At 72.0% G+C, this 20,428-nt stretch carries 20 protein-coding genes; 5 read left to right on the top strand and 15 right to left on the bottom strand.

Annotation, left to right across the window (positions count from 1 at the left end; genetic code table 11):
* Positions 1–152: 152 nt before the first annotated feature.
* The 12 genes from mtnP to EXE51_RS12065 form a co-directional block, all read right to left on the bottom strand.
* Positions 153–1,031 (bottom strand): S-methyl-5'-thioadenosine phosphorylase, encoded by an 879-nt coding sequence (gene mtnP / locus EXE51_RS12015; RefSeq protein WP_137692738.1) that lies wholly within the window; start codon positions 1,029–1,031, stop codon positions 153–155.
* Positions 1,032–1,131: 100 nt separating this feature from the next.
* Positions 1,132–2,130, bottom strand: a complete 999-nt coding sequence (locus tag EXE51_RS12020) for a YeiH family protein (RefSeq protein WP_049931496.1) — start codon at positions 2,128–2,130, stop codon at positions 1,132–1,134.
* A complete protein-coding gene (locus EXE51_RS17775; RefSeq protein ID WP_167373068.1) occupies positions 2,127–2,279 on the bottom strand; it encodes a hypothetical protein in 153 nt (50 codons plus the stop codon). The genes EXE51_RS12020 and EXE51_RS17775 overlap by 4 nt, the downstream gene beginning before the upstream one ends.
* Positions 2,280–2,407: 128 nt before the next feature.
* On the bottom strand, positions 2,408–3,097 hold the full coding sequence (locus EXE51_RS12025) for an HD family hydrolase (protein WP_137692739.1): 690 nt from the start codon (positions 3,095–3,097) through the stop codon (positions 2,408–2,410).
* Positions 3,098–3,109: 12 nt separating this feature from the next.
* Positions 3,110–3,805, bottom strand: coding sequence for a phosphoribosyltransferase (locus tag EXE51_RS12030; RefSeq protein ID WP_049931497.1), 696 nt, complete (start codon positions 3,803–3,805; stop codon positions 3,110–3,112).
* Between the two features lie 66 nt (positions 3,806–3,871).
* Positions 3,872–4,837, bottom strand: a complete 966-nt coding sequence (gene kdgK1, locus EXE51_RS12035) for a bifunctional 2-dehydro-3-deoxygluconokinase/2-dehydro-3-deoxygalactonokinase (RefSeq protein ID WP_199234056.1) — start codon at positions 4,835–4,837, stop codon at positions 3,872–3,874.
* 99 nt (positions 4,838–4,936) lie between these two features.
* Positions 4,937–5,581 carry a hypothetical protein gene (locus EXE51_RS12040; protein ID WP_094583260.1) on the bottom strand — a complete coding sequence of 215 codons (645 nt, stop codon included), beginning with the start codon at positions 5,579–5,581 and terminating at the stop codon, positions 4,937–4,939.
* Positions 5,521–6,954, bottom strand: coding sequence for a DUF58 domain-containing protein (locus EXE51_RS12045; RefSeq protein WP_137692740.1), 1,434 nt, complete (start codon positions 6,952–6,954; stop codon positions 5,521–5,523). The genes EXE51_RS12040 and EXE51_RS12045 overlap by 61 nt, the downstream gene beginning before the upstream one ends.
* Positions 6,951–7,502: a hypothetical protein gene (locus EXE51_RS12050; RefSeq protein WP_086216739.1), complete on the bottom strand. Its 552-nt coding sequence runs from the start codon at positions 7,500–7,502 to the stop codon at positions 6,951–6,953. Before EXE51_RS12050 ends, EXE51_RS12045 begins: the two co-directional genes overlap by 4 nt.
* A 58-nt stretch (positions 7,503–7,560) precedes the next feature.
* Positions 7,561–8,502: a DUF4129 domain-containing protein gene (locus tag EXE51_RS12055; RefSeq protein ID WP_086216740.1), complete on the bottom strand. Its 942-nt coding sequence runs from the start codon at positions 8,500–8,502 to the stop codon at positions 7,561–7,563.
* 85 nt (positions 8,503–8,587) lie between these two features.
* A complete protein-coding gene (locus tag EXE51_RS12060; protein WP_137692741.1) occupies positions 8,588–9,637 on the bottom strand; it encodes an MBL fold metallo-hydrolase in 1,050 nt (349 codons plus the stop codon).
* Positions 9,638–9,701: 64 nt separating this feature from the next.
* Entirely contained in the window at positions 9,702–10,262 is a 561-nt protein-coding gene (locus EXE51_RS12065; RefSeq protein ID WP_241990631.1) for a HAMP domain-containing sensor histidine kinase, read from the bottom strand.
* 95 nt (positions 10,263–10,357) lie between these two features.
* Here EXE51_RS12065 and EXE51_RS12070 point away from each other — a divergent pair, with 95 nt between their 5' ends.
* From EXE51_RS12070 to EXE51_RS12080, 3 genes are all read left to right on the top strand, one after another.
* Positions 10,358–10,735, top strand: a complete 378-nt coding sequence (locus EXE51_RS12070; RefSeq protein WP_049931502.1) for a hypothetical protein — start codon at positions 10,358–10,360, stop codon at positions 10,733–10,735.
* A gap of 455 nt (positions 10,736–11,190) precedes the next feature.
* Positions 11,191–13,479 carry a phosphoribosylformylglycinamidine synthase subunit PurL gene (gene purL, locus EXE51_RS12075; protein WP_137692743.1) on the top strand — a complete coding sequence of 763 codons (2,289 nt, stop codon included), beginning with the start codon at positions 11,191–11,193 and terminating at the stop codon, positions 13,477–13,479.
* 159 nt (positions 13,480–13,638) lie between these two features.
* On the top strand, positions 13,639–14,826 hold the full coding sequence (locus tag EXE51_RS12080; protein ID WP_089307993.1) for an ABC transporter ATP-binding protein: 1,188 nt from the start codon (positions 13,639–13,641) through the stop codon (positions 14,824–14,826).
* 55 nt (positions 14,827–14,881) lie between these two features.
* On the opposite strand, the gene EXE51_RS17780 is transcribed toward EXE51_RS12080, so the two are convergent.
* The 3 genes from EXE51_RS17780 to EXE51_RS12090 form a co-directional block, all read right to left on the bottom strand.
* The gene (locus EXE51_RS17780; protein WP_167373067.1) at positions 14,882–15,031 is read right to left on the bottom strand and encodes a hypothetical protein; all 150 of its coding nucleotides are present in this window, start codon (positions 15,029–15,031) and stop codon (positions 14,882–14,884) included.
* A gap of 85 nt (positions 15,032–15,116) precedes the next feature.
* Positions 15,117–17,312, bottom strand: coding sequence for an LUD domain-containing protein (locus EXE51_RS12085; RefSeq protein WP_137692744.1), 2,196 nt, complete (start codon positions 17,310–17,312; stop codon positions 15,117–15,119).
* Positions 17,313–17,819, bottom strand: coding sequence for a lactate utilization protein C (locus EXE51_RS12090; RefSeq protein WP_137692745.1), 507 nt, complete (start codon positions 17,817–17,819; stop codon positions 17,313–17,315).
* Positions 17,820–18,004: 185 nt separating this feature from the next.
* Between EXE51_RS12090 and EXE51_RS12095 the strand changes: the two genes are divergently transcribed.
* The gene (locus tag EXE51_RS12095) at positions 18,005–19,717 is read left to right on the top strand and encodes an L-lactate permease (protein ID WP_094495417.1); all 1,713 of its coding nucleotides are present in this window, start codon (positions 18,005–18,007) and stop codon (positions 19,715–19,717) included.
* Positions 19,718–19,786: 69 nt separating this feature from the next.
* Entirely contained in the window at positions 19,787–19,945 is a 159-nt protein-coding gene (locus EXE51_RS17970) for a hypothetical protein (protein WP_241990632.1), read from the top strand.
* Positions 19,946–20,428 lie beyond the last annotated feature (483 nt).

Below are 20,428 nucleotides of genomic sequence, written 5' to 3' on the forward strand. Positions count from 1 at the left end.
CACCTCACACCGCCCCCGCACCTCACACCTCCCCAGCCTCGCCGGTCGCCCGGAGCAGCGCGGAGGGCGACCGACTCCCTCGCGCGTGCTCCTCGCGGCCGCCGCTTCGCTCCGGCCGCTCACAGGCACGCGCCACCGCACGGCGCGTCTATTTATAAGTAGTCGCCGAGCAGGGGCTCAACGCGCTCCTTCGTCTCCTTGGGGATCGCCTCCGTCGGCGTGTTGACGGTGCCTTCGAGCGACGTGTGCGCGTCACACTCCAAGTCCTCTGGCAGGGTCCGCACGGCCTCCTCGACGGCGGCCTTGATCGCCGCCTGGTTCTGCTCGGCGTTCTCGAGCACCTCTTCGAGCGTCACCTCGCTGTCCGCCTTCCACACGTCGTAGTCGGTGACGCCGGCGATCGTCGCGTACGCGATCTCGGCCTCGCGGGCCAGCTTCGCCTCCGGGATCGCGGTCATGCCGACGAGGTCCCAGCCTTGGCTCTTGTAGAACTCCGACTCCGCGCGCGTCGAGTACTGCGGCCCCTCGATACAGACGTAGGTGCCGCCCTTCACGACGTCCGTGCCGTCGTCCCCCTCGCCGCCGACGGCGGACTCGGCCGCCTCGGTGAGGTGGTCGACGAGCTCGGGGCTGTACGGGTCCGCGAACGGCTGGTGGACGACGACCCCGTCGCCGTAGAAGGAGAGGTCGCGGTGTTTCGTCCGGTCGTAGATCTGGTCGGGAACGACGAGCGTGCCGGGCGCTAACTCCTCCTTCAGGCTCCCCACCGCGTTCGACGCGAACACGTGGGTGACCCCCGCCTGCTTCAGGGCGTACATGTTGGCGCGGTACGGGAGGTCGGTCGGCGAGACGCCGTGGTTCGATCCGTGGCGCGGGAGGAAGGCGACCTCGCGGCCCGTGTCGCCGAACTCGCCGATCGTCACCGCGTCGCTCGGCTCGCCGTACGGCGTGTCGAACACGACCTCGCGCACGTCGTTGAGGGGGAGCGCCTCGTAGATGCCGCTGCCGCCGATGAATCCGATGGTTCCCATACCCCGAGTGCGCCCGCTCGCTACTTATAAGGAGTGAACGCGGTCGGCGGCCGCGGTCGACGGCCCGGCGCGTCGTCGACGGCTCCGCGGAGAACCCGTCTCACAGCAGCCAGCGGACCGCCGCGAGCGCCACCGCGCTCACGGCGAGGAGGTGGACGAGCACCGCGCCGACGGGCGCGGCGCCCACCGCACGCATGTCGTCGACCCGGATCGAGAGCCCGAGGCCGACGAACGCCAGCGCGAACAGCGCGTCCGACACGCGCCCGATCGACGCCAGCGCGGCCGGCGAGAGCAGCCCGCTGTTGGCGACCGCCGCCACGGCGAGGAAGCCGAGCAGGAACTTCGGGAACTCCGCCCACAGCCGCCGGACGCCGGGGTCGGCGGCCGACCGCGCCGCGTACGCCAGCGAGTACGCGACCGCGACGCCGCCAAGGAGCGAGTTGCGCGCCAGTTTCGTCACGGTCGCCCACTGCCCCGCCTCGGGCGAGTAGGCGAACCCGGCGGCCGCGACGGGGCCGGTCGAGAACATGCTCACGCCCGCCCAGACGCCGAACTGTCGACCGGTGAGGCCGAGCCACTCGCCCGCGAGCGGGAACGCGACGAGCGTCGCGGCGTCGAACAGCAGGATCGTCGCGGCCGCGAAGGTGATCGCGGTCCCGCGCGCGTCCAGCACCCGGCCGATTGCGACGACCGCGGAGACCCCGCAGATGCTCGCGCCGGCCGCCAACAGGGAGGACGTGGGCGACCCGATCCGGAAGAGCCCGCGCGCGACGACCTCCGCGAACAGGAGCCCGCCGGCGACGACCGCCACCACGAGCCCGAGGACGGTCGGTCCCGCGGCGAGGAACTCCTCGACCGCCACCGCCGCGCCGAGCAGCACGATGCCGGTCTCTAAGAACAGCTTGTCGGCGCTCACGCCCGGCTCCGCGATCTCGGGGATCCCGACGGTGTTGCCGAGCCCGACGCCGATCCCGACGGCGACGACGAGCGGCTGGAGGCCGGGGACCGCGTCCGCGACGAGCGTCGCGGCGACCGCGCCGCCCGCGAGCAGCGCGAGGCCGGGCAGGTACGCGCGGACCGCCTCGCCGATCCCCGTCACAGCGCCTGCCCGACGAGGTGCGCGGCGACGATCCCGAGCCCCAGCGCGAGCGCCTGCCAGCCGCGGTCGAGCGCGGTCCAGCGGTCGACGAGGCCGGCTCCGGTCGCCGGGCCGTCTGACGCGACCCCGTCGTCGCGGTTCGATGCCATGGCCCGAATCGGTCCGGCCGACACTTACTGGTGTCGCTCGCGCCGGTGACGGTCGAGCGCCGTCCCGTCGATGGCCTCGCAACCGCTGAACGGTCGGGGTCGCGGGCGCTACCGGACTGCGAGAGCGCTTACCGGTCGCGCGCCGCCCGGTACCGCTCGCGGATCGACGCGAACAGCTCCACCCCGGCGTCGGTCCGGAGCCGCGGCTCGCTCGTCGCGAAGAACTCGTCGAGGTCGTCGTACTCGCGGAACGCATCGGGATCGCCGCGCTCCGGGTCGTACCGGTCGCCGCGCTCGTAACGCAGGGCTTGGAGGCAGGTGTCGAGCAGGTCGCACTCCTTGACGAGGACCGCCTCCGGCGAATTGCGGGCCTCGTACGCCTCCCACGCGTCCCGCACGCGCTCTGGGAGCGGGCCGGCGAGGTCGCGCATGGCCTCTCGCTCGGCGGCGACCTTCGCCTCGCGATCGACCGCGTCCCCGGTCGCGTCGTCGTCGGCCGTCACGTCGGCCGCCCGCGTCGCCACGTCGGCCGCCCGCGTCGCCACGTCGCCCGTCTCCGCCTCGGCGACGTCGTGGACGACCGCCAGCCGGAGGGCGCGGTCGCGGTCGACGCCCGGGAGATCCTCGCGGAACCGGTCCCCGAGCGTCAACACGAGGTACGCGACGCCCCACGAGTGGGCGGCGACGGACTCGGGCTCGTCGACCCCGCGGAGCTGCCACCCCGTGCGCCGCTCGTCTTTGAGCGCGTAGGCGTCGAGGAGGGCGTCGAGCACCGCGTCGTCTGCGGGGTCAGCGTCGGTGTCGTCTCCGGGGGCCATCGCTCGGTCCGACTACTCGGCGAGCGCCCACGTCTCGTCGCCGACGGGCTCGGCCACGTCCCGCCGGACCATCTCGTCGATGACCTCGTCGAGGCGGCCGGGCTGGGCGACCTCCATCTCGATCCGGCCGATGCCGTGGTACTCCTCTAAGTAGTGCCGGAGGTCCTCCCGCGAGAACGTCGAGTCGTCGGCGCGCTCCATGGCGCCCTCCGTGAGGTCGATCATGTCTTCGAGGAAGTTCCACGGGTAGACGACCCACGTCCACTGTTCGAGCCGTTCGCCCACGAAGTCGGGCTGGAACTCGGAGGTGCCCAAGAGCTGGAGGGTCGCGGTGCGGACCTCGCCCGCGCCGCGGTCCTCGACGTACTCCTCGGCGCGGCTGATCGAGCCGCCGGTGTCGGCGATGTCGTCGATGATGAGGACGTTCTTGTCCTCCACGCTCCCCTCGGGCATCGGGTAGCGGATCTGCGGTTCGTCGCTCTTCTCGGCCGCCCCCACGTAGTGTTCCATCTTGAGGCTGGTGAGGTCGTTGAGCCCGAGGAAGTCGCAGATACACCGCCCCGCGAACCAGCCGCCGCGGGCGAGGGCGACGACCACGTCCGGCTCGAAGTCGGCCCGCTTCACCGCGTCGGAGACGTTGCGGCAGAGCCCGTAGATGTACTCCCAGTTGGTGAGCGTGCAGTCGAAGTCGTCCGGGAGGTCGCTCATACGGGCGTATCTGCCACCCGCGCGCTGATAAGGGTTTAGCTCCGGCGCTCGCCCCGCGCCGGTCGACTACCGATCGATGCCGCCGCCGCCGGCCACCACGCCCTCGACCTCCCCGGGCGTGACGACGGCGACGTCGCCCGTGACGGTGCGTTTCAGCGCCGCGACCGCGGCCGCCCACTCCAGCGCGGCCGGGAGGTCGCCGCCGTCGATCCGCTTCGCGAGGTAGCCCGCGACGAACGCGTCTCCGGTGCCGATCGCGTCGATCGTCTCCGCGTCGAAGACGCCCTGCTCGTACACCTCGCCGTCGCGCAGCGCGACCGCGCCCTCCGTCCCGCGGGTGACGACGACCGTCTCGACGCCGAACTCCGCGGCCAGTCCGTGCGCGATCGCGACCGCGTCGCCCTCGCGGTCCAGCACCTCGCGGGCGTCCCGCCGCGGGACGAACAGCGTGTCGACGTGCTCGAACAGGCTCTCGTAGGCCGCTCGCGCGGTCTCCGGGTCCCAGAGCTTCTCCCGGTAGTTCAGGTCGAACGAGCGAGTGAGCCCCGCGTCGCCCGCCTCGCGCAGCAGCGCGGCCGCCGTCTCCGCGGCGCGGTCGGACAGCGCGGGCGTGATCCCGGTGGTGTGGAACCGGCTCGCGTCCGCGAACGACGCCGTCGACAGGTCCCCGGGCGTCACCGTCGTGATCGCGGCGTCCCCGCGGTCGTACACGACGTTCGACCCCCGCGGCGTGCCGCCGCGTTCGAGGTAATACGTCCCGACGCGGCCCTCAGCCGGGTCGGTCCACGCCACCTCGGGCGTCACTCCGTGGCTCCGCAGCTCGTTCGTCACTCGGCGCCCCGGCGGGGAGTCCGGCAGCTTCGAGAGCCAGACGGCGTCGACGCCGAGCCGCGACGCGCCGACCGCCACGTTGCTCTCGGCGCCGCCTGCCTGAACGTCGAGCGAGTCCGTCGTCTCCAGCCGCTCGCCGCGCGGGGGCGACAGGCGGAGCATCGTCTCGCCGAACGTCACGAGGTCGGTCACGCCGACCACCCTTCGGTTCGCATACTCGGCCGTCGCCGGGCCAGCACAAAAGCGTCCGCGATCGCCGCGCAGCGCGCGGGCGGCCCGGTAAACCTGGCGCTCGCACTGTCACCGCAGCGCGGAGATCAGCGCGATACCGCCCGCCAAGAGGAGCGCGAGCGCGGCCACGGGCTGGCCGCCGCCGACCGCGAGCGAGACGCCGTACACGAGGCCGGCCGCGAGCGCGCCGACGAGCAGGCTCGCCCCCGCGTGGACCGCGACGTTCCGCCGGACCCGAGCGCCCCGTCCGACCTGCTCCCCGAGGCCGACCCCGTGGTCGGCGACGTCCCACGCGACCGCCAGCCCGACGGCGGCGACGAGCAGGGCTTCGGGCGGGGCGCCGCGGTACCCCGCGAGCGCGATCCCCGCCACGCCCGCGGTCGCGCCCCACGTCAGGACTCGCGCCGACCCCCGGAGCGAGCCGCCGAGGAACGCGAGCGCGCCGACCCCGACCAGCGCGCCACCCGTCGGACTCGCTATCAGCGCGGCGGTCGCCGCGACGCCCGCGGCGGCGAGGCTCGCGACGACCGCGACCGTCGGGGGCCGGGCGTCCGCCTCGTGGAAGTCGGCTGGCGCTTCGGACGCCGACTCGTCGCCCCCCGTCGCAATCGCGGATCCGTCGCCAGCCGTTCCGGGCGCCGAGCCGTCGCCGCTCATCGCGACCACCGCCTCGTCGCGGCCGCGACCGCGGCCGGGAAGGAGTCGTCGCCCCACTCCAGCGCGCGGACCCCGCCCGCCCGGAGCGCCCGGAGCCGCTGGCGGCGCTCGAAGGCGGTCAACCGTTCGCCCGCCGTCTCGGCCGTCGTCGGGTCCGGCGAGAGGACCGTCACGAGGTGACCGTGCGCGTCGACGCGCCGCGCGATCGCCGTCGCGGTTTCGTCGACGAGGGGGGTGAAGAAGAGCACCTGCGCGTCGGCCGGGAGCCGCCGCCGGAACCGCCGGAGCCACAGCGACCGGTAGAACCGGTCGTCGCTCGGCGTCGGCGCCAGCGCGGGGTCGGTCGCGAGCGTCTCGCGCCCGCGGGCCGCGTGGACGGTCCCGCTGCCGGGCGGCAGCCAGCAGTCGATCGGCGACAGCGCCGCGATCCCGACCCGGTCGCCCCCGTCGAGGAGCGCGGAGAACGCCTGTCCCGCGGCCGCGACGCTCGCCTCCACCGCCGTCTCGGCGTCCGGGTCGGCGGCGACGTACGCGGACTCGCGGGCGTCGACGACCAGCACGACCGTCGCGGAGCGCTCCTCGCGTAGTTCGACGGTGGACAGCTCCCCCGTCCGCGCCCGCCGGTTCCAGTCGATCCGCTTGAGCGGATCGCCGCGGCGGTACTCCCGGGTGGCGTGGAACTCGACGCCGGCGCCGCCCACGTCGGTCGGCACCCGACCGTGGTGGACGGTCGTCAGCCCGCGCAGCGGGAGGTCGCCGCCGGCGGACAGCTCCGGCGTACAGGCGATCGCGGTCGGCGCGTCGAGCGCGGTCGTGCGCTCGCGGGCGCCGGCCGCGTCGCGGGTGATCGCCGTCAGCGGCTCCCACTCGTGGTCGCCCCGGGCCGCGCGCACCGTGTACTCGAACGTCACCGCCGTCCCGGGTCGCAGCGCCGTCGCGACCCGAGCGGGGCCGTCGACGACCGCCAACCCCGGCGGGACCCCGTCGACGAGCCGGAGGTCCGGCAGGGCCTCCTCGCCGACGTTCTCCGCCCGGACGGTCACGCTGACCTCGTCGCCCGGCTCCGGGGCCTCGTCGCTCACCGTCCGCGTCACCGCGAGCGCCGGCGCCGACGCGTCGCCCGCCCGCGAGTACACCGCATACCCGGCGCCCACCGCGCCGGCGAGCACGAGCGACGACTGCCGGACGAGCACGCCGAGGCCGACCAGCGCCAGCGCCGCCCCCGCCATCCCCAGCCAGCGCTCCGTCTCGATCGTTCGGCGGTGTTCCCGGTCGCTCGGAGCGCCGGCCGATTCAGTCTCGGTCGCGTCGGCCGATTCAGTCTCGGTCGCGTCGCGGTCGCGTCCGACCGCGTCGCCGTCTCGTCCGGTCGCCTCACCGTCGGTCGATGCCGGCTCGGACGCGGCGGCGCCGCTTGAGGGGTCGCTCACGCCGCACCCCCCTCTATCCGCTCGATCTCGCCGATCGCGGCGCGGAGCCCGTACCAGTAGTTCGACCGTCCCCGGACCCCGGCGGAGAGCCGGACCCGGACGGGATAGGCGGTCCGGGTGTCGAAGAACGCGGCGGCGGCCGCGTCGTCCGTCCACGTCCCGTCGTCGACGGCCGTCGCCGCCGCCTCCCGCGAGCAGTTGCGGTCGCGGGCGACGGCGTCCACGGCGACCTCCCGGACCCGGTCGCGGAGGGCGCGACGGTTCCGGTAACCCCCCGGCGCCGGACTGGCCACGCGGGCGATCCGCTCGTCGAGGTCGGCACCGGGCACCGCGGCGGGCGCGCGCCGCTCCGGCTCTCCGGTGTCTGTCGGCATCCGCCGGCGGTCCCGACGCGCGTTCGCGTATCGAATCCCCTGAACCACGCCGAGGACGCCGATCAGCGTGACGACCGCCGACGTGGGGGAGAGGACCGACGCCACGCCGCGGTCGAGCGCCGCGAGGATGCCGACGGCGACCGCCAGCACTCCCGCGACGGCGAGCGGCCGCACTACCGACCACCACCGTCGGTTCCCACCGTCTCGCCCGCGCTCTCCGTCAGAGCGCGCGTCACGAGTCGCCTCCGTGCCGCTCCTCGATCCGACGCAGCGCCTCGACGGCGCGGCGCTCCCGGTCGTCGGTCGCGTCCTCGCCGCCGTATCGGACCCGCTCGAACACCTCGGTGAGCGCGGTCACCGGCTCCTCGGCGACGCCCGCGTCGACCGCGGCGGCCGCGAACTCCGCGGGCGTCGAGGAGTCCGGCCGGTCGACGTCGAGGACGTCGGTCATGTCGCGCCACGCGCGGTACACCTCGTTGTCCGCGTCCGAGGACTCGATCCGGTCCGCGACCTCGCCGGCCGTCCGCCCGACCGCGGCGAGGTCCGGCGGCTCCTCGACCGGTTCGTCGGTCCGGTCGCCGCCGCCGTCCGCCTCGTCGTCGCCGCCGGCGAGGAGCAGCGCGGCGACGCTCGCGATCACCGCGGCGACGACGACGACCGCGAACAGGATCTGCGGCGCCGACGCCGCGCCCTCGCCGCTGCCGAGCCCGCCGCCGGCCGCGCCGGTCGACAGTAACTCCGTCCCGTTGCTGCCCATCCCGAGCGAGGTGGAGACGTTCTCCGCGACCGACCGGCACGTCGACAGCACCCAGAACAGGACCGCGATCGGGGCGCCCATCACGCCGGCGACGGCGACGCTCGCGAACGGCGACCCGGTGTCGCGATAGGTGACCCCCGCGAGCAGCGTCAGGCCGACGAGCAGCGCGATCACGGCGGGCGGCTCCCTGAGGAACGGCAGACAGAGCCCCGGCGCGGAGAAGTCGCCCGCCTCCCCCGACGACGTGAGGACGCCGGGGTCGCCCGTGTCAGATCCGACGCTCGGGGCGTCTCCGCCGCTCCCGCCGAACCCGCCGCCGCCGGTGTCGACGGCGGTGTCCAGCGTCGCGGCCGCGACGCCGAGCGCGACGAGGGCGAGGAGGGCGACCGCGACCGCGACGAGGGCGTCCCGCTTCACGTCCCCGACTACGCCGGCCGCCGGGAATAGCTTTCGGCGGCGGTCGGTTTCGGGGTCGCGCCGGAACGCCCCCGATCCTCTCCGCCTACGCGTCGTCGCTCCCGTCGACGACGTCGTCGAGCGGCGTCGTCGGGAACAGGGCGTCGACGTCGGGGTCGGGGTCGACGAGTCGGTAGGCGGTCCCGTCGGGCTCGACGACGCCGGCGTCGGCGAGGTGGTCGAGGTGCGAGAACGCCTCGCCGGGACCGTGGAGGACGTGGATGTCCTCCAGCGAGCCGAACAGCGCGGCCGACACCTCCCACGCGGTCGCCAGCCCCGAGTTGTCGAGGACCCCGATCACCCGGCGGGTCCGGTGCCGATGGTGGTCGAGGATCGTCGCCGCGCGGCGGCTCGGCTCGTCGATCCGCTGACGGTGCCCCGGATGCGCGGCGTCGAAGTCGCGGTCGACGATCCGCGCGAGGCTCTCGGCGTAGGCCGCGAGCGCACCCTCGACGCGGATGTCGGCGCCGCCGACGTTGGGGGTGTACTTCGGGAGCAGCGCGTCGCCCGTGAACGCCTCCTCGGTCGCGTCTTCACCAGCGATGGGGTCGTGGTCCGACACAGCCCGCGGGTCGAACGCGAACCCGGAGAGTCCCGCGGTGTGGCCGGGAAGGTGGAGGGCTTCGAGTTCGACGCCGCCGGCCTCGATCGCGTCGCCGTCCGCGAAGGTCGTCACGTCGGCCGGTCGCCCCGAGAGGTCCACGCTGACGGCGTCGAAGAACTCGGTCAGCCGCTCCTGGTCGGCGGCGGGCATCCCCCACCGCTCAAACGTCTCGCGCTGGAGGTCGCGGTCGGCGAACAGCGGCGTCTCCGTTCCGTCGACGAGGCCGGCGTCGGCCTCGTGGACGTACACGTCGGCGCCGCCCTCGGCCTGGACCTCGCCGGCGAGTCCCGCGTGGTCCGGGTGCCAGTGGGTGAGGACGACCGCGTCCACGTCGCCGAACGCGTGCCCGTACTCGGCGAGGCCGTCGGCCAACTCCTCGCGGACCTCGGGGAGCGCGACCCCGGTGTCGACGAGCGCCGTCGTCTCCCCGTCCAGTAGGTACACGTCGTTTTCGCCCTCGAAGACGGTGTTGCCGAGCTGAATCCGTTTCACACAGCCACGTCGGCTGCCGGGCATTTCACCGTTTCCACCGCCGGCTCCCGCCCCGGCGGCGCCGTCACTCGATACCGACGCCGGTGAACTCGGAGCGCGCCCCGCCGTCCGGACCGTCGGTGACGCATACTGCCCAGCCGTGCGCCTCGCCGACCCGCTCGACGATGGCGAGGTCGAAGCCGGTCCCGTCCGAGTCGGTCGTGTGGCCGGCCTCGAAGACCTCGCCGCGCTCGTCTTCGGGGAGTCCGGGGCCGGCGTCCGCGACGTAGAACCCGCCGTCGAGGTCGCCGACGGTGACCGTCACGTCCGCGCCGCCGTGCGAGACGGCGTTCCGCAGGAGGTTCTCCAGCACCTGTTTGAGCCGACTACGGTCCGCGCGGACCGTCGCCGTCGCCTCCGCGCGCACTGTCGCGTCCGCGGTCTCGACGCTCCGCCAGCACTCCTCCGCAATCGCTCCGAGGTCGACCGGTTCGAGCGACTCCAGTATCGTCTCGTACCGTCCCAGGTCCCGCGCTCGACGGTCCGGGTCTCGGTCGCCCGTCGCGTTCGATCCCCCGTTCCGGGCGGCCGATAATGAACCGTCGCTCGGCGTCGGCGAGTCGAGAGACGAGCGTCGGCCGGTCAAGCGACGGGCGTCGGCGGGCCGGTCGCTCGGGGCTAGCGGTACCGGTCGCCGGAGCGATCCGTTGAGGCTTTGCTTCTGCCGCTCTTTCCGATCCCATGGAGTATCAACCGGGCGTGTGTAACATCGGACCGACACAGCAGCGACGGCGGCTCCTCCTCGGCGTCGGGTCGCTCGCGCTCGCGGCCGCGTTCGTCGCGGCGGCCGTCTCGTTCGCGTGGCCGCGCTGGTCGCTCATCCTCTCCGTCTTCCCGCTGTACGGCGCCGCGATGGGCGCGTTACAGTACCGCGAGCGGTTCTGTATCGGCTTCGCCGGCATCGGCGTCTTCGACGTGGGCGGGGGGACGAGCGAGATCGAAAACGAGGAGGCGCTCGCCGCCGACCGCAGGAAGGCGGTCAAGCTCAACGCGAAGGCGATGGCGCTCGGCGCGGCCGGGACGGTCGTCGTCTTCGCCGCGGTGACCGTTCTGGCATAAATCTCGCTCGGCGTTCCGGCCGTTTAGTTATAACCAGACCACTCTGGCTAAATCGCCGTCGGCAGACCGACGACCAACACTGCCGACGGTCCGACCGGTCATTCGTGACTGATTGCCGGCGGATCGGTCGTGGGAACCTCCTCGAAAGCTCCACCCGCTCGGCTATAGATCGTTGCGGCCGTGAGAGCCTCCTCCAAAGCCCAGCCTCCCGGCTGCCCCTTTGAGTCCCACTCCGCACAGCCCCGCACCTCACACCTCCCCAGCCTCGTCGGTGGTCCTCCGCTTCGCTTCGGCCCACCGACTCCCTCGCGCGTGCTGGCTTCGCGGCCGCCGGTGGCGGCCGCTCGCAGGCACGCGCCTCCGAGACCGCTAACTGTGCGGGATCCCGCTCGGGGTATCACCACGAACGTGCGTATAGAAAAGCATTAGAACCGGCTCGATGACCACGTAAGTGAATGAGTCTGTCCGATGCGGACCACGAGCTCGTGACCGCGGAGCTCGGCCGCGAGCCGACGGCGGCGGAGGCCGCGCTGTTCGAGAACCTCTGGAGCGAGCACTGCGCGTACCGCTCCTCGCGGCCCCTCCTGTCGGCGTTCGACAGCGAGGGCGACCAGGTCGTGGTCGGCCCGGGCGACGACGCCGCGGTCCTCGCGCTGCCCGAGCCGGACGCGGCCGACGACCCCGCGGCCGAGCGCGACGCCGACGACTACGGTGACACGTACGTCACCTTCGGCGTCGAGAGCCACAACCACCCCTCCTTCGTCGACCCATTCGACGGCGCCGCGACGGGCGTCGGCGGCATCGTCCGCGACACGATGAGCATGGGCGCGTACCCGATCGGCCTCCTCGACTCGCTGTACTTCGGCGGCTTCGACCGCGAGCGCTCCCGGTACCTCTTCGAGGGCGTCGTCGAGGGCATCTCCCACTACGGCAACTGTATCGGCGTCCCGACGGTCGGCGGCAGCGTCGCCTTCCACGGCGGCTACGAGGGGAACCCCCTCGTCAACGTCGCCTGCGTCGGCCTCACGAACGAGGACCGACTCGTCACGGCGACCGCACAGGAGCCCGGGAACAAGTTGGTCCTCGTCGGGAACGGCACCGGCCGCGACGGGCTCGGCGGCGCGTCCTTCGCGAGCGAGGACCTCGCCGAGGACGCCGAGACCGAGGACCGCCCCGCGGTCCAGGTGGGCGACCCCTACGCCGAGAAGCGCCTGATCGAGTGTAACGAGGCGCTGATCGACGAGGACCTCGTCCGCTCGGCCCGCGACCTCGGCGCGGCCGGCCTCGGCGGCGCCTCCTCTGAACTCGTCGCGAAGGGCGGCCTCGGCGCGCGGATCGACCTCGACGCCGTCCACCAGCGCGAGCCGAACATGAACGCCACCGAGATTCTGCTCGCCGAGAGCCAGGAGCGGATGTGCTACGAGGTCGCCCCGGACGACCTCGAGCGCGTCGCCGACCTCGCCGAGCGGTTCGACCTCGGCTGCTCGGTCATCGGCGAGGTGACCGACGGCAACTACGTCTGCGAGTTCGCCGGCGGCGCGGACGGCGAGGGCGGCGCGGACGCCGACGGCGCGACCGACCGGGACCCCGAGACCGTCGTCGACGCGCCCGCCGAGTTCCTCGCGGACGGCGCGCCGATGAACGACCTCGAAAGCGAGCCGCCGAGCGAGCCGGACCGAGACTTGCCCGCCGACGAGCCCTCGCTCGACGAGGCGGTCGCGGCCGTCCTCTCGGCCCCGTCCACCGCGAGCAAGCGCTGGGTGTACCGCCAGTACGACCACGAGGTCGGGACGCGCACGGCCGTGAAGCCCGGCGACGACGCCGCGCTGCTCGCGGTCCGCGAGACGGAGCCGACCGACGAAGCGAGCGAAACGGCCGCCTCCGCCGACGGCGTCGGCCTCGCGCTCGCCTCTGGCGCGAACCCGAAGTGGACCGCGGTCGCGCCGTACGAGGGCGCCCGAGCCGTCGCCCTCGAGAACGCGACGAACCTCGCCGCGACCGGCGCGGTCCCGCTCGCCGCGGTCGACTGTCTCAACGGCGGCAACCCGGAGAAGCCCGACGTGTACGGCGCGTTCGAGGGGATCGTCGACGGCCTCGCGGACGCCTGCGCCGCGCTCGACGCGCCCGTCGTCGGCGGCAACGTCTCCCTGTACAATGACAGCGTCGAGGGGCCGATCCCCCCGACGCCGACGCTCGCGGTGCTGGGCACGCGGCGCGGCTACGACGCCCCGCCCGCCGCGCTCGACGCCGACCGCGCGGCCGACTCCGAGCTTCTGCTGGTCGGGTCCGGCGGCGACGCGCTCGGCGGCTCCGAGTACCTCGCGCACGCCGGCGGCGGCGACCGGTTCCCGACCCTACCCGACGAGTCCGGGGCGGCCGACGACCTCGGTGGCCTCGTCGCGTCGCTCGCGGCCGCCGCCCGCCACGAGTCGACGCTCGCGGCCCACGACGTGAGCGAGGGCGGGCTCGCGGTCGCGCTCGCCGAGCTCGTGACCGACGACGCGGGCGTCGACGCGACCCTCCCGGACCGCGTCGCGGCCTTCGACGAGACGCCCGGCCGCCTGCTGGTCCAGACGACCGAGCCCGAGGCGGTCGCGGCCGCGGTCGGCGACCTTCCCGTCTTCCGGCTCGGCGACGTGACGACCGACGGGGCCCTCTCGCTCACCGTCGGCGACGAGTCGGTCGCGCTCTCCGCCGCGGCGGTGCGGGACCACCGCGACGTGATCGAGCGCGAACTGGCCTGAGCCGTCGCTGTGCGCGCGGTGAGCGGCGAGACGGTGCTGTATCACCGCGCGGTCACTCGATTTCGACGCCCCGAGAGCGAGCGATACGCTTTTAGGTGCTCCTAAAGTATGTGGCGGCAACCGCGGGACGCCGGCCATTCCGGTGCCCGCCCCTCATCGATGGCATCCACGGAACCAGTCGGCACGACGCGCTCGACCGAGTCGGACGACGCGACGGCCGATCGATCGGACGACTCCGCGACCGACCACCGGGCGAGCGCCGCCGCCGACGACGGGGCGACCGCCGCCGCGGACCCCGTCCTGTCGCTGTCCGAGGTCACGAAGGCGTTCGGCCCCGAGACCGCCGTCGACGACGTCTCGCTCGACGTGCGGTCCGGGGAACTGCTGACGTTCCTCGGCCCCTCCGGGTGCGGCAAGACGACGACGCTGCGCACCATCGCCGGCCTCGAAGAGCCGACTGAGGGGCAAATCACCCTCGGCGACGAGGTCGTCGCCGGCGACGGGTCGTTCGTCCCGCCGGAGCGGCGCGACGTGGGCATCGTCTTCCAGAACTTCGCGCTGTTCCCCCACCTCACCGTCCGCGAGAACATCGCGTTCGGGCTGACCGACGCCGACGCCGCCGAGAGCGAGGCGCGCGTCGACGAGCTGCTCGAACTGGTCGAGATGACCGACCACGGCGAGAAGACGCCCGACCAGCTCTCCGGCGGGCAGAAGCAGCGCGTCGCGCTCGCGCGTTCGCTCGCCCCCGAGCCCGAGGTACTCCTCCTCGACGAGCCCTTCTCGAACCTCGACGTGCGCCTCCGCGTCGAGATGCGCGAGGAGGTCCGCCGCATCCTGAAGGAGGCGGGCGTCACCGCCGTCTCGGTCACGCACGACCAGGAGGAAGCGCTCTCCATCTCCGACCGCGTCGCGGTGATGAGCGACGGCCGGATCGAGCAGGTCGGCCGCCCCGAGTCCGTCTTCGAGCGCCCCGAGTCGAAGTTCGTCGCCTCCTTCCTCGGGCGGGCGTCGTTCCTCGAAGGAGAGCTCCGCGACGGGAAGGTCGACACCGGCATCGGCCGGTTCGACGCCGTGACGCTGGAGGGATACGACACCGTCTACGACGGCGCGCCGGTCGACGTGCTCGTGCGCCCGGACGACCTCCGCGCGACCCCCGCGACCTCCGAACTCGCCGACGGCGTCGTCACCTCGCGGCAGTACGTCGGGCCCTCCTTCGTCTACCGGGTCGAACTCGACTCCGGCGAGGCGGTCCACTGCCTCCACAACCACGTCGAGGAGTTCGACCTCGACGAGCCCGTCTCCCTCGAACTCACCGCGGACCACCCGCTCGCCTGGTACCCGCGCTAGGCGAGTCGCTGCCGGCGGCCGAACGACTACGGAAAAACGCGACGAGCGACGGCGTTCAGAAGGTCGCGAGGAACGGGACGGCGTACGCGATCAGCAGGCCGACCAGCGTGACGGCCGCGCCGACGCCGACCTCGCGGCTCCCGAATTCCTGCATCGGTGCGGTCACGCGCTTGTCCGGGTCGGGCTCGTGCGAGTGGTCGTCCATAGTCCCGGATCCGACCGGGGAACATATAAGCCCACCTGAACTCGACGGCCCCGACTCGCGGAGCGACGCGCCCGGAGCGGGCGCGTCAGCGACGGTCACGCCGCGCGTCGAGGAGCCGGACCGGATGCGCGGGCCGCCGCGTGAGCAGGGCGTCGAGCTGTTCGAGACAGGACGTGCCGCTGGCGACCACCGTCCGGTCCGCGGTCTCGTCCGTCGTGAACTGGTCCGCGAGCGTCTCGCCGACGTCGACGCTGAGGTCGTAGTACTCGGACTTGTAGCCGAAACTGCCGGCCATTCCGCAACACTCCACGGCGGAGGTCACCACGTCGAACCCCGCGTCGTCGAGGACCGCCGTCGTGTACGGCTCCAGGTCCAGCGTGCGCTGCTGGCAGTGGCTGTGGTAGGCGATCCGTTCGCCGTCGCCGTCGGGGAGCGCGCCGAGGTCGGCGCCGTTCTCCAGCAGGCCGTACACGTACTCCATCACCTCGTAGCTGCGCTCCTTCAGCGCCTCGTGTTCCTCCGTCGGGAGGAGCCGACCGTACTCGCGGTGGAACATCGCAAGGTCGGAGGGCTCGATGACGACGACGTCCCGGCCCGCCGCGACGGCCGGCGCGAGCGACTCGTACACGGCCTCGGCGTTCGACCGCGCGGTCGCGACCATCCCCTGCGAGAGCGGCGCGCGTCCGCTCTCGCCGGCCGCCGGCACGTCGACGTGGACGCCGAGCGACTCGAGGACCCGGACGGCCGCCTTCCCCCGCTCGGTGCGCACGTAGTTGGTGTACGCATCGGGGTACAGCGTCACGCGCTCGCGAGCGGCGTCGGGGTCGACCCGCGAGCCCCGGTCCGCGAACCAGTCGACGAGCGACTCGCGCTCGAACCGCGGGAGCTCGCGGCGGCTGTCGACGCCGAGCGTCCGTTCCAGCACCGATCGGGCGGGCCCGGCCTCCGCGACCCAGTTCGACAGCGGCGCGAACGCCGACCCGAGCTTCGCCAGCGTGTCGAAGTTCCCGAACAGGCGCTTCTGGAGGTCGATCCCGCCCGGATCCGCGTCCGGCGTGAGCCCCTCGACGAGGAAGTCGAGGTCGCTGTCCGTCCCGCGGTTGATGCGGTCGCGGACGACGGTGTTGATCCACGGGATGTCGATCTTCACCGGACACTGGTTCACGCACCGGCTACACCCCGTACAGAGGTCGTTGAACTCGGCGGCGCTCTCCTCGCCGTGGACGCCCGCCTCCCAGCCGGTCGCGATTCCGCCGGAGTACGTCTCGCCGCCGAAGGCGTGGCCGCCCACGTGCTGGAAGTTCGCACAGGAGTTCGCGCACGCCGAACACCGGATGCAGTACAGCGTCTCCCGGAGCTGGTCGTCGTCGCGCATCTCCATCCGGCCGTTGTCGATTAACACGAGATGGAAGTCGCGCTCGTCGCCGGAGCCGAGCGCCTTGTCGCCGAACGTCGGGGAGTCGGTCGGCGGGGTGAGAAGCGAGACGTAGGAGGTGATGTCCTGGCCGGTCCCCGACCGACCGATGAGCTCCACGAACGGCTGGAGGTCCTCGACGCTGGGGATCACCTTCTCGACGCCCGCGACCGCGACGTGGGTGTCGGTCGCCTGAACGCACTTCCGGGCGTTGCCCTCGCTCGTCACCAGCGCAAGCGTCCCGGTGTCGGCGGTGACGAAGTTCGCGCCCGTCATCCCGACGTCGGCGTCGCGGATCTTCTCGCCGAGGTGTTCGCGGGCGAACCGGGTCAGCTCCTCGGCGGTCTCCGGGGGGTCCTCGGGCTCGAACACCTCGTCGAACAGCGCGGCGATCTCCTCCCGCGACTTGTGGATGGCCGGGGCGACGATGTGCGACGGGGCCTCGTCGGCGATCTGGAGGACGAACTCGGCGAGGTCGGTCTCCCACACGTCGGCGCCGTCCGCCTCGAGGGCCTCGTTCACCTCGATCTCCTCGCTGGTCATCGACTTCGACTTCACGGCTGTGCGGCCGTCGACGACCTCCGTGATGTAGCGGTTCGCGTCCGCGGCGTCGTCGGCGAGGTACACCGTGCCGCCGTTGGCCTCGACGGCCTCGGTCACCTCGTCGATGAGGTCCGGCAGCCGCTCGATCGCGTCCTCCTTGATCGCCCGCGCCTCGTCTTTCAGCCGCTCGTAGTCGTCGAGGTCGCCGGTCGACTCGTAGCGTCCCTCGTTGAACACGCGCGTGTTCTGCTGGACGCTGTCGCCCTCGGTGTCGAGGATGTGGCGGATGTGTTCGGCCTTCCGCCGTCGGTTCTCGGCGCTCATCTACCTGTCCTCCACCAGCACGACGGTCACGTCCATCGGCCCGTGCGCCCCCTTCACGAGCGCGCCCATGTCCGCGGTGGCGCTCGGTCCGGTCGCGATGATCGACTGCCCCGCGCCGTCGCGGACGTCCGCGCCGAGGCGGTCGAACGCGGCGTCCATGTCCGGCAGGACGTCGTCCGCGGCGACGACCGCGACGTGCTCGTCTGCGTACAGGCTCACCGGCTCCTCGCCGGCGGCCCCGCCCTGAATCACCACGGAGCCGTAGTCGGCGATGCCGTATCCGGCGGCGGTGACGCCCGTCGCCGCGGCTTCGAGCTCGGCGACGGTCGGGTCGTTGTTCACCGCGTCCGGGAGCGAGACCCCGTCGAACGGGAGTGGCGCGCCGACCGCCGGGTCGTCGAGCAGCGGCGCCAGCGCCGACTCGAACCCGTCGGCGGTCGTCCGGACGCACTCGACGCCGACCTCGTCGAGCGACGACTCGAAGGTCGCGATTGACTCGACTGACATACGCCGTGGTTGCTGTAACAGCCTAATGGGTGTTTCCCTATACGCAGTTTCTTAACGGGATACATAACGTATCTTTCTCATCGGACGCCCGGCCAGTACCCAACTCCTCGCCAGTAATATCGTCAAAAAAGAAAGTTACATATGGATCGTTGTGAGACGCCCAAACACGGTCGAAAGACATACTCATGACAAACGTACTCTCACTGGCGTTCGTCGGCGTCATTCCGATCGGCGTCGCGTTCGTCCTGCTCGCCGGACTCAGGTGGTCCGCCGCCCGCGCGATGGGGGTCGGGTGGCTGCTCGCCGGGGGGATCGGACTCACCTACTGGGGCATGGAGATCGACTGGCTGGCCGCGTCGGCCGTCTACGGTGCGTTCCAGGCGGTCGACATCATCCTGATCGTCTTCGGCGCCATCCTCCTGATGAACTACCTCGAGGGGAGCGGCGCCATCGCCACTATCAGGTGGTACTTCGGACAGATCGAAGAGGACAGACGCATCCAAGTCCTGCTCATCGGGCTCGGCTTCATGACGATCATCGAGGGCGCCGCCGGGTTCGGGACGCCCGGGGCGCTCGCCGCGCCGCTGTTCATCGGCCTCGGCTTCCCGCCGCTGGCCGCCGCGGTGTTCGGGCTGTTCTTCAACGCGCCGAACCCGCCGTTCGGCGCCGCGGGGACCCCCGTCATCGGCGGCACCGGCGCCGTCATCGACCCGGCGCTCTCCGGCTCGATGGGGGTCTCCGAGTTCCTCTCGATGGTCTCCGCGTGGTCCGGCATCGTCACGGGCGTGACGTACGTGTTCTGGGGGCTGCTCGGCGTGTTCTTCCTGACGTACTGGTTCGGTGACGCCGACGGCGGCCGGAGCGTCGGCGGCGCCGTCCGCGACACGCTCCCCATCGCTCCGTTCGCGCTCCTCCTCGGCGTCGTCACCGGCGGGACGCAGCTGGTGGTCGCGTGGTTCGTCGGGCCCGCGCTCCCCGACATCGCGGCCGGGTTCGTCGTCCTCGGCGTGGGGCTCCTGCTCGCGAACAACAATATCCTCATCCCCGACCGCGAGTGGGACTTCCCGACCGACTCGCAGTGGAGCGACACCTGGCTCGGCGGCCTCGAACTCGACGAGATCTCCCGCGACCAGCCACAAAAAGAGATGTCGGTGCTGCTGGCGTGGACGCCGTACCTCCTCGTCGCGCTCGCGCTGCTCGCCACGCGGTGGCCCGACCTCACGGTCGCCGGCACCGCCGTGCTCCCGTGGATCCAGAGCTTCACCGTCGGCATCGACTCGATCCTCGGCACCGAGCTCGGGTACACGCTCCAGTATCTCTACCTCCCGGGCACGATGCCGTTCATCCCGATCGCCGTCCTCACGGGCCTCATCCACAAGATGGACGTCGACGAGATGGGCGCGGCGTGGCGGCGCTCTGCGGAGCAGGTCGCGCCCGCCGCGCTCACGCTGATCATCGCGGTGTCGATGACGCAGGTGATGATCCAGTCGCAGACGAACACCGCGGGCCTCCTCGGCATGATGGAGGCGCTCAGCCGCGCGCTCGCGATCGGCGCGGGCGGCCTGCTCCCGATGATCTCGCCGTGGATCGGCGCCATCGGCTCGTTCATGACCGGGAGCAACACCTCCTCGAACATCCTGTTCAGCGTGCTCCAGTACAACGCCGCCGAGACGGTCGAACTCTCCCGGACGATCGCCGTCAGCCTCCAGAACGTCGGCGGCGGCCTCGGCAACATGGTCTCGGTGCTGAACGTCGCCGCGATCTGCGGCGTCGTCGGAATCACCGGCCGCGAGGGCGACCTGCTCCGGAAGGCGATCGTCCCGATGGCCCTGTTCGCGCTGTTCGCCGGGCTGTTCGGAATGCTCCTGAGCTACGTCCTCGTGCCCGGGCTGTTCTGATCCTCCCGGAAACGCTTTCCCGCGACCGCCTCGGAAGATAGGTCGAACGACTCGACGTCGAAGACCGCTATGAGCGACTCACGAACGCCTGAAGAGGGCTCGGCCGGAAGCGATGACGGCCCCCAGCGACCGCCCCGCTACGAGCAGGTGATCCGGTGGGCCGAGTACATCAAGGCACAGCCGCCGGAGGTGTGGGGGCCACAGCAGAACGCGGTCGTGAACGGCTAGATGGAGAGCGCGCAGGCGGTCGACGTGAGCGCCGAAGAGAAGAAGCGAATCCGGGAGTTCGCGGACGACGTGTTGGAAGCGGAACGCGGTGAGAATGGCGACGCGGACGGAAAATAACCCCTCCGGTCACAGGTGGTCGAGGTTGGCTTCGGGACAACCGAGCATACGGGCAAAGATGGTAGGCAGAGGGTTTGTTATATACGTATATCTGTGAAAATTCTATCTGACGATCATGGATCTATCTGCCGGTCGCGACCTTATTCTCCGCTGGAGTACTAGAGTTCTCGACGCGTCCGTGTTACGTAGTGGTTCCTACGCTGGGAAACGGCAATATCAAGCGATTGTATCTCAGTCGTCGTCCTCGCCTTCTTCGTCCTCGCCTTCTTCGTCCTCGCCTTCTTCGTCCTCGCCTTCTTCGTCCTCGCCTTCTTCGTCCTCGCCTTCTTCGTCCTCGCCTTCTTCGTCCTCGCCTTCTTCGTCCTC

Source organism: Halorubrum sp. CGM5_25_10-8B (genome assembly GCF_005435095.1).
GTDB lineage: Archaea > Halobacteriota > Halobacteria > Halobacteriales > Haloferacaceae > Halorubrum > Halorubrum ezzemoulense.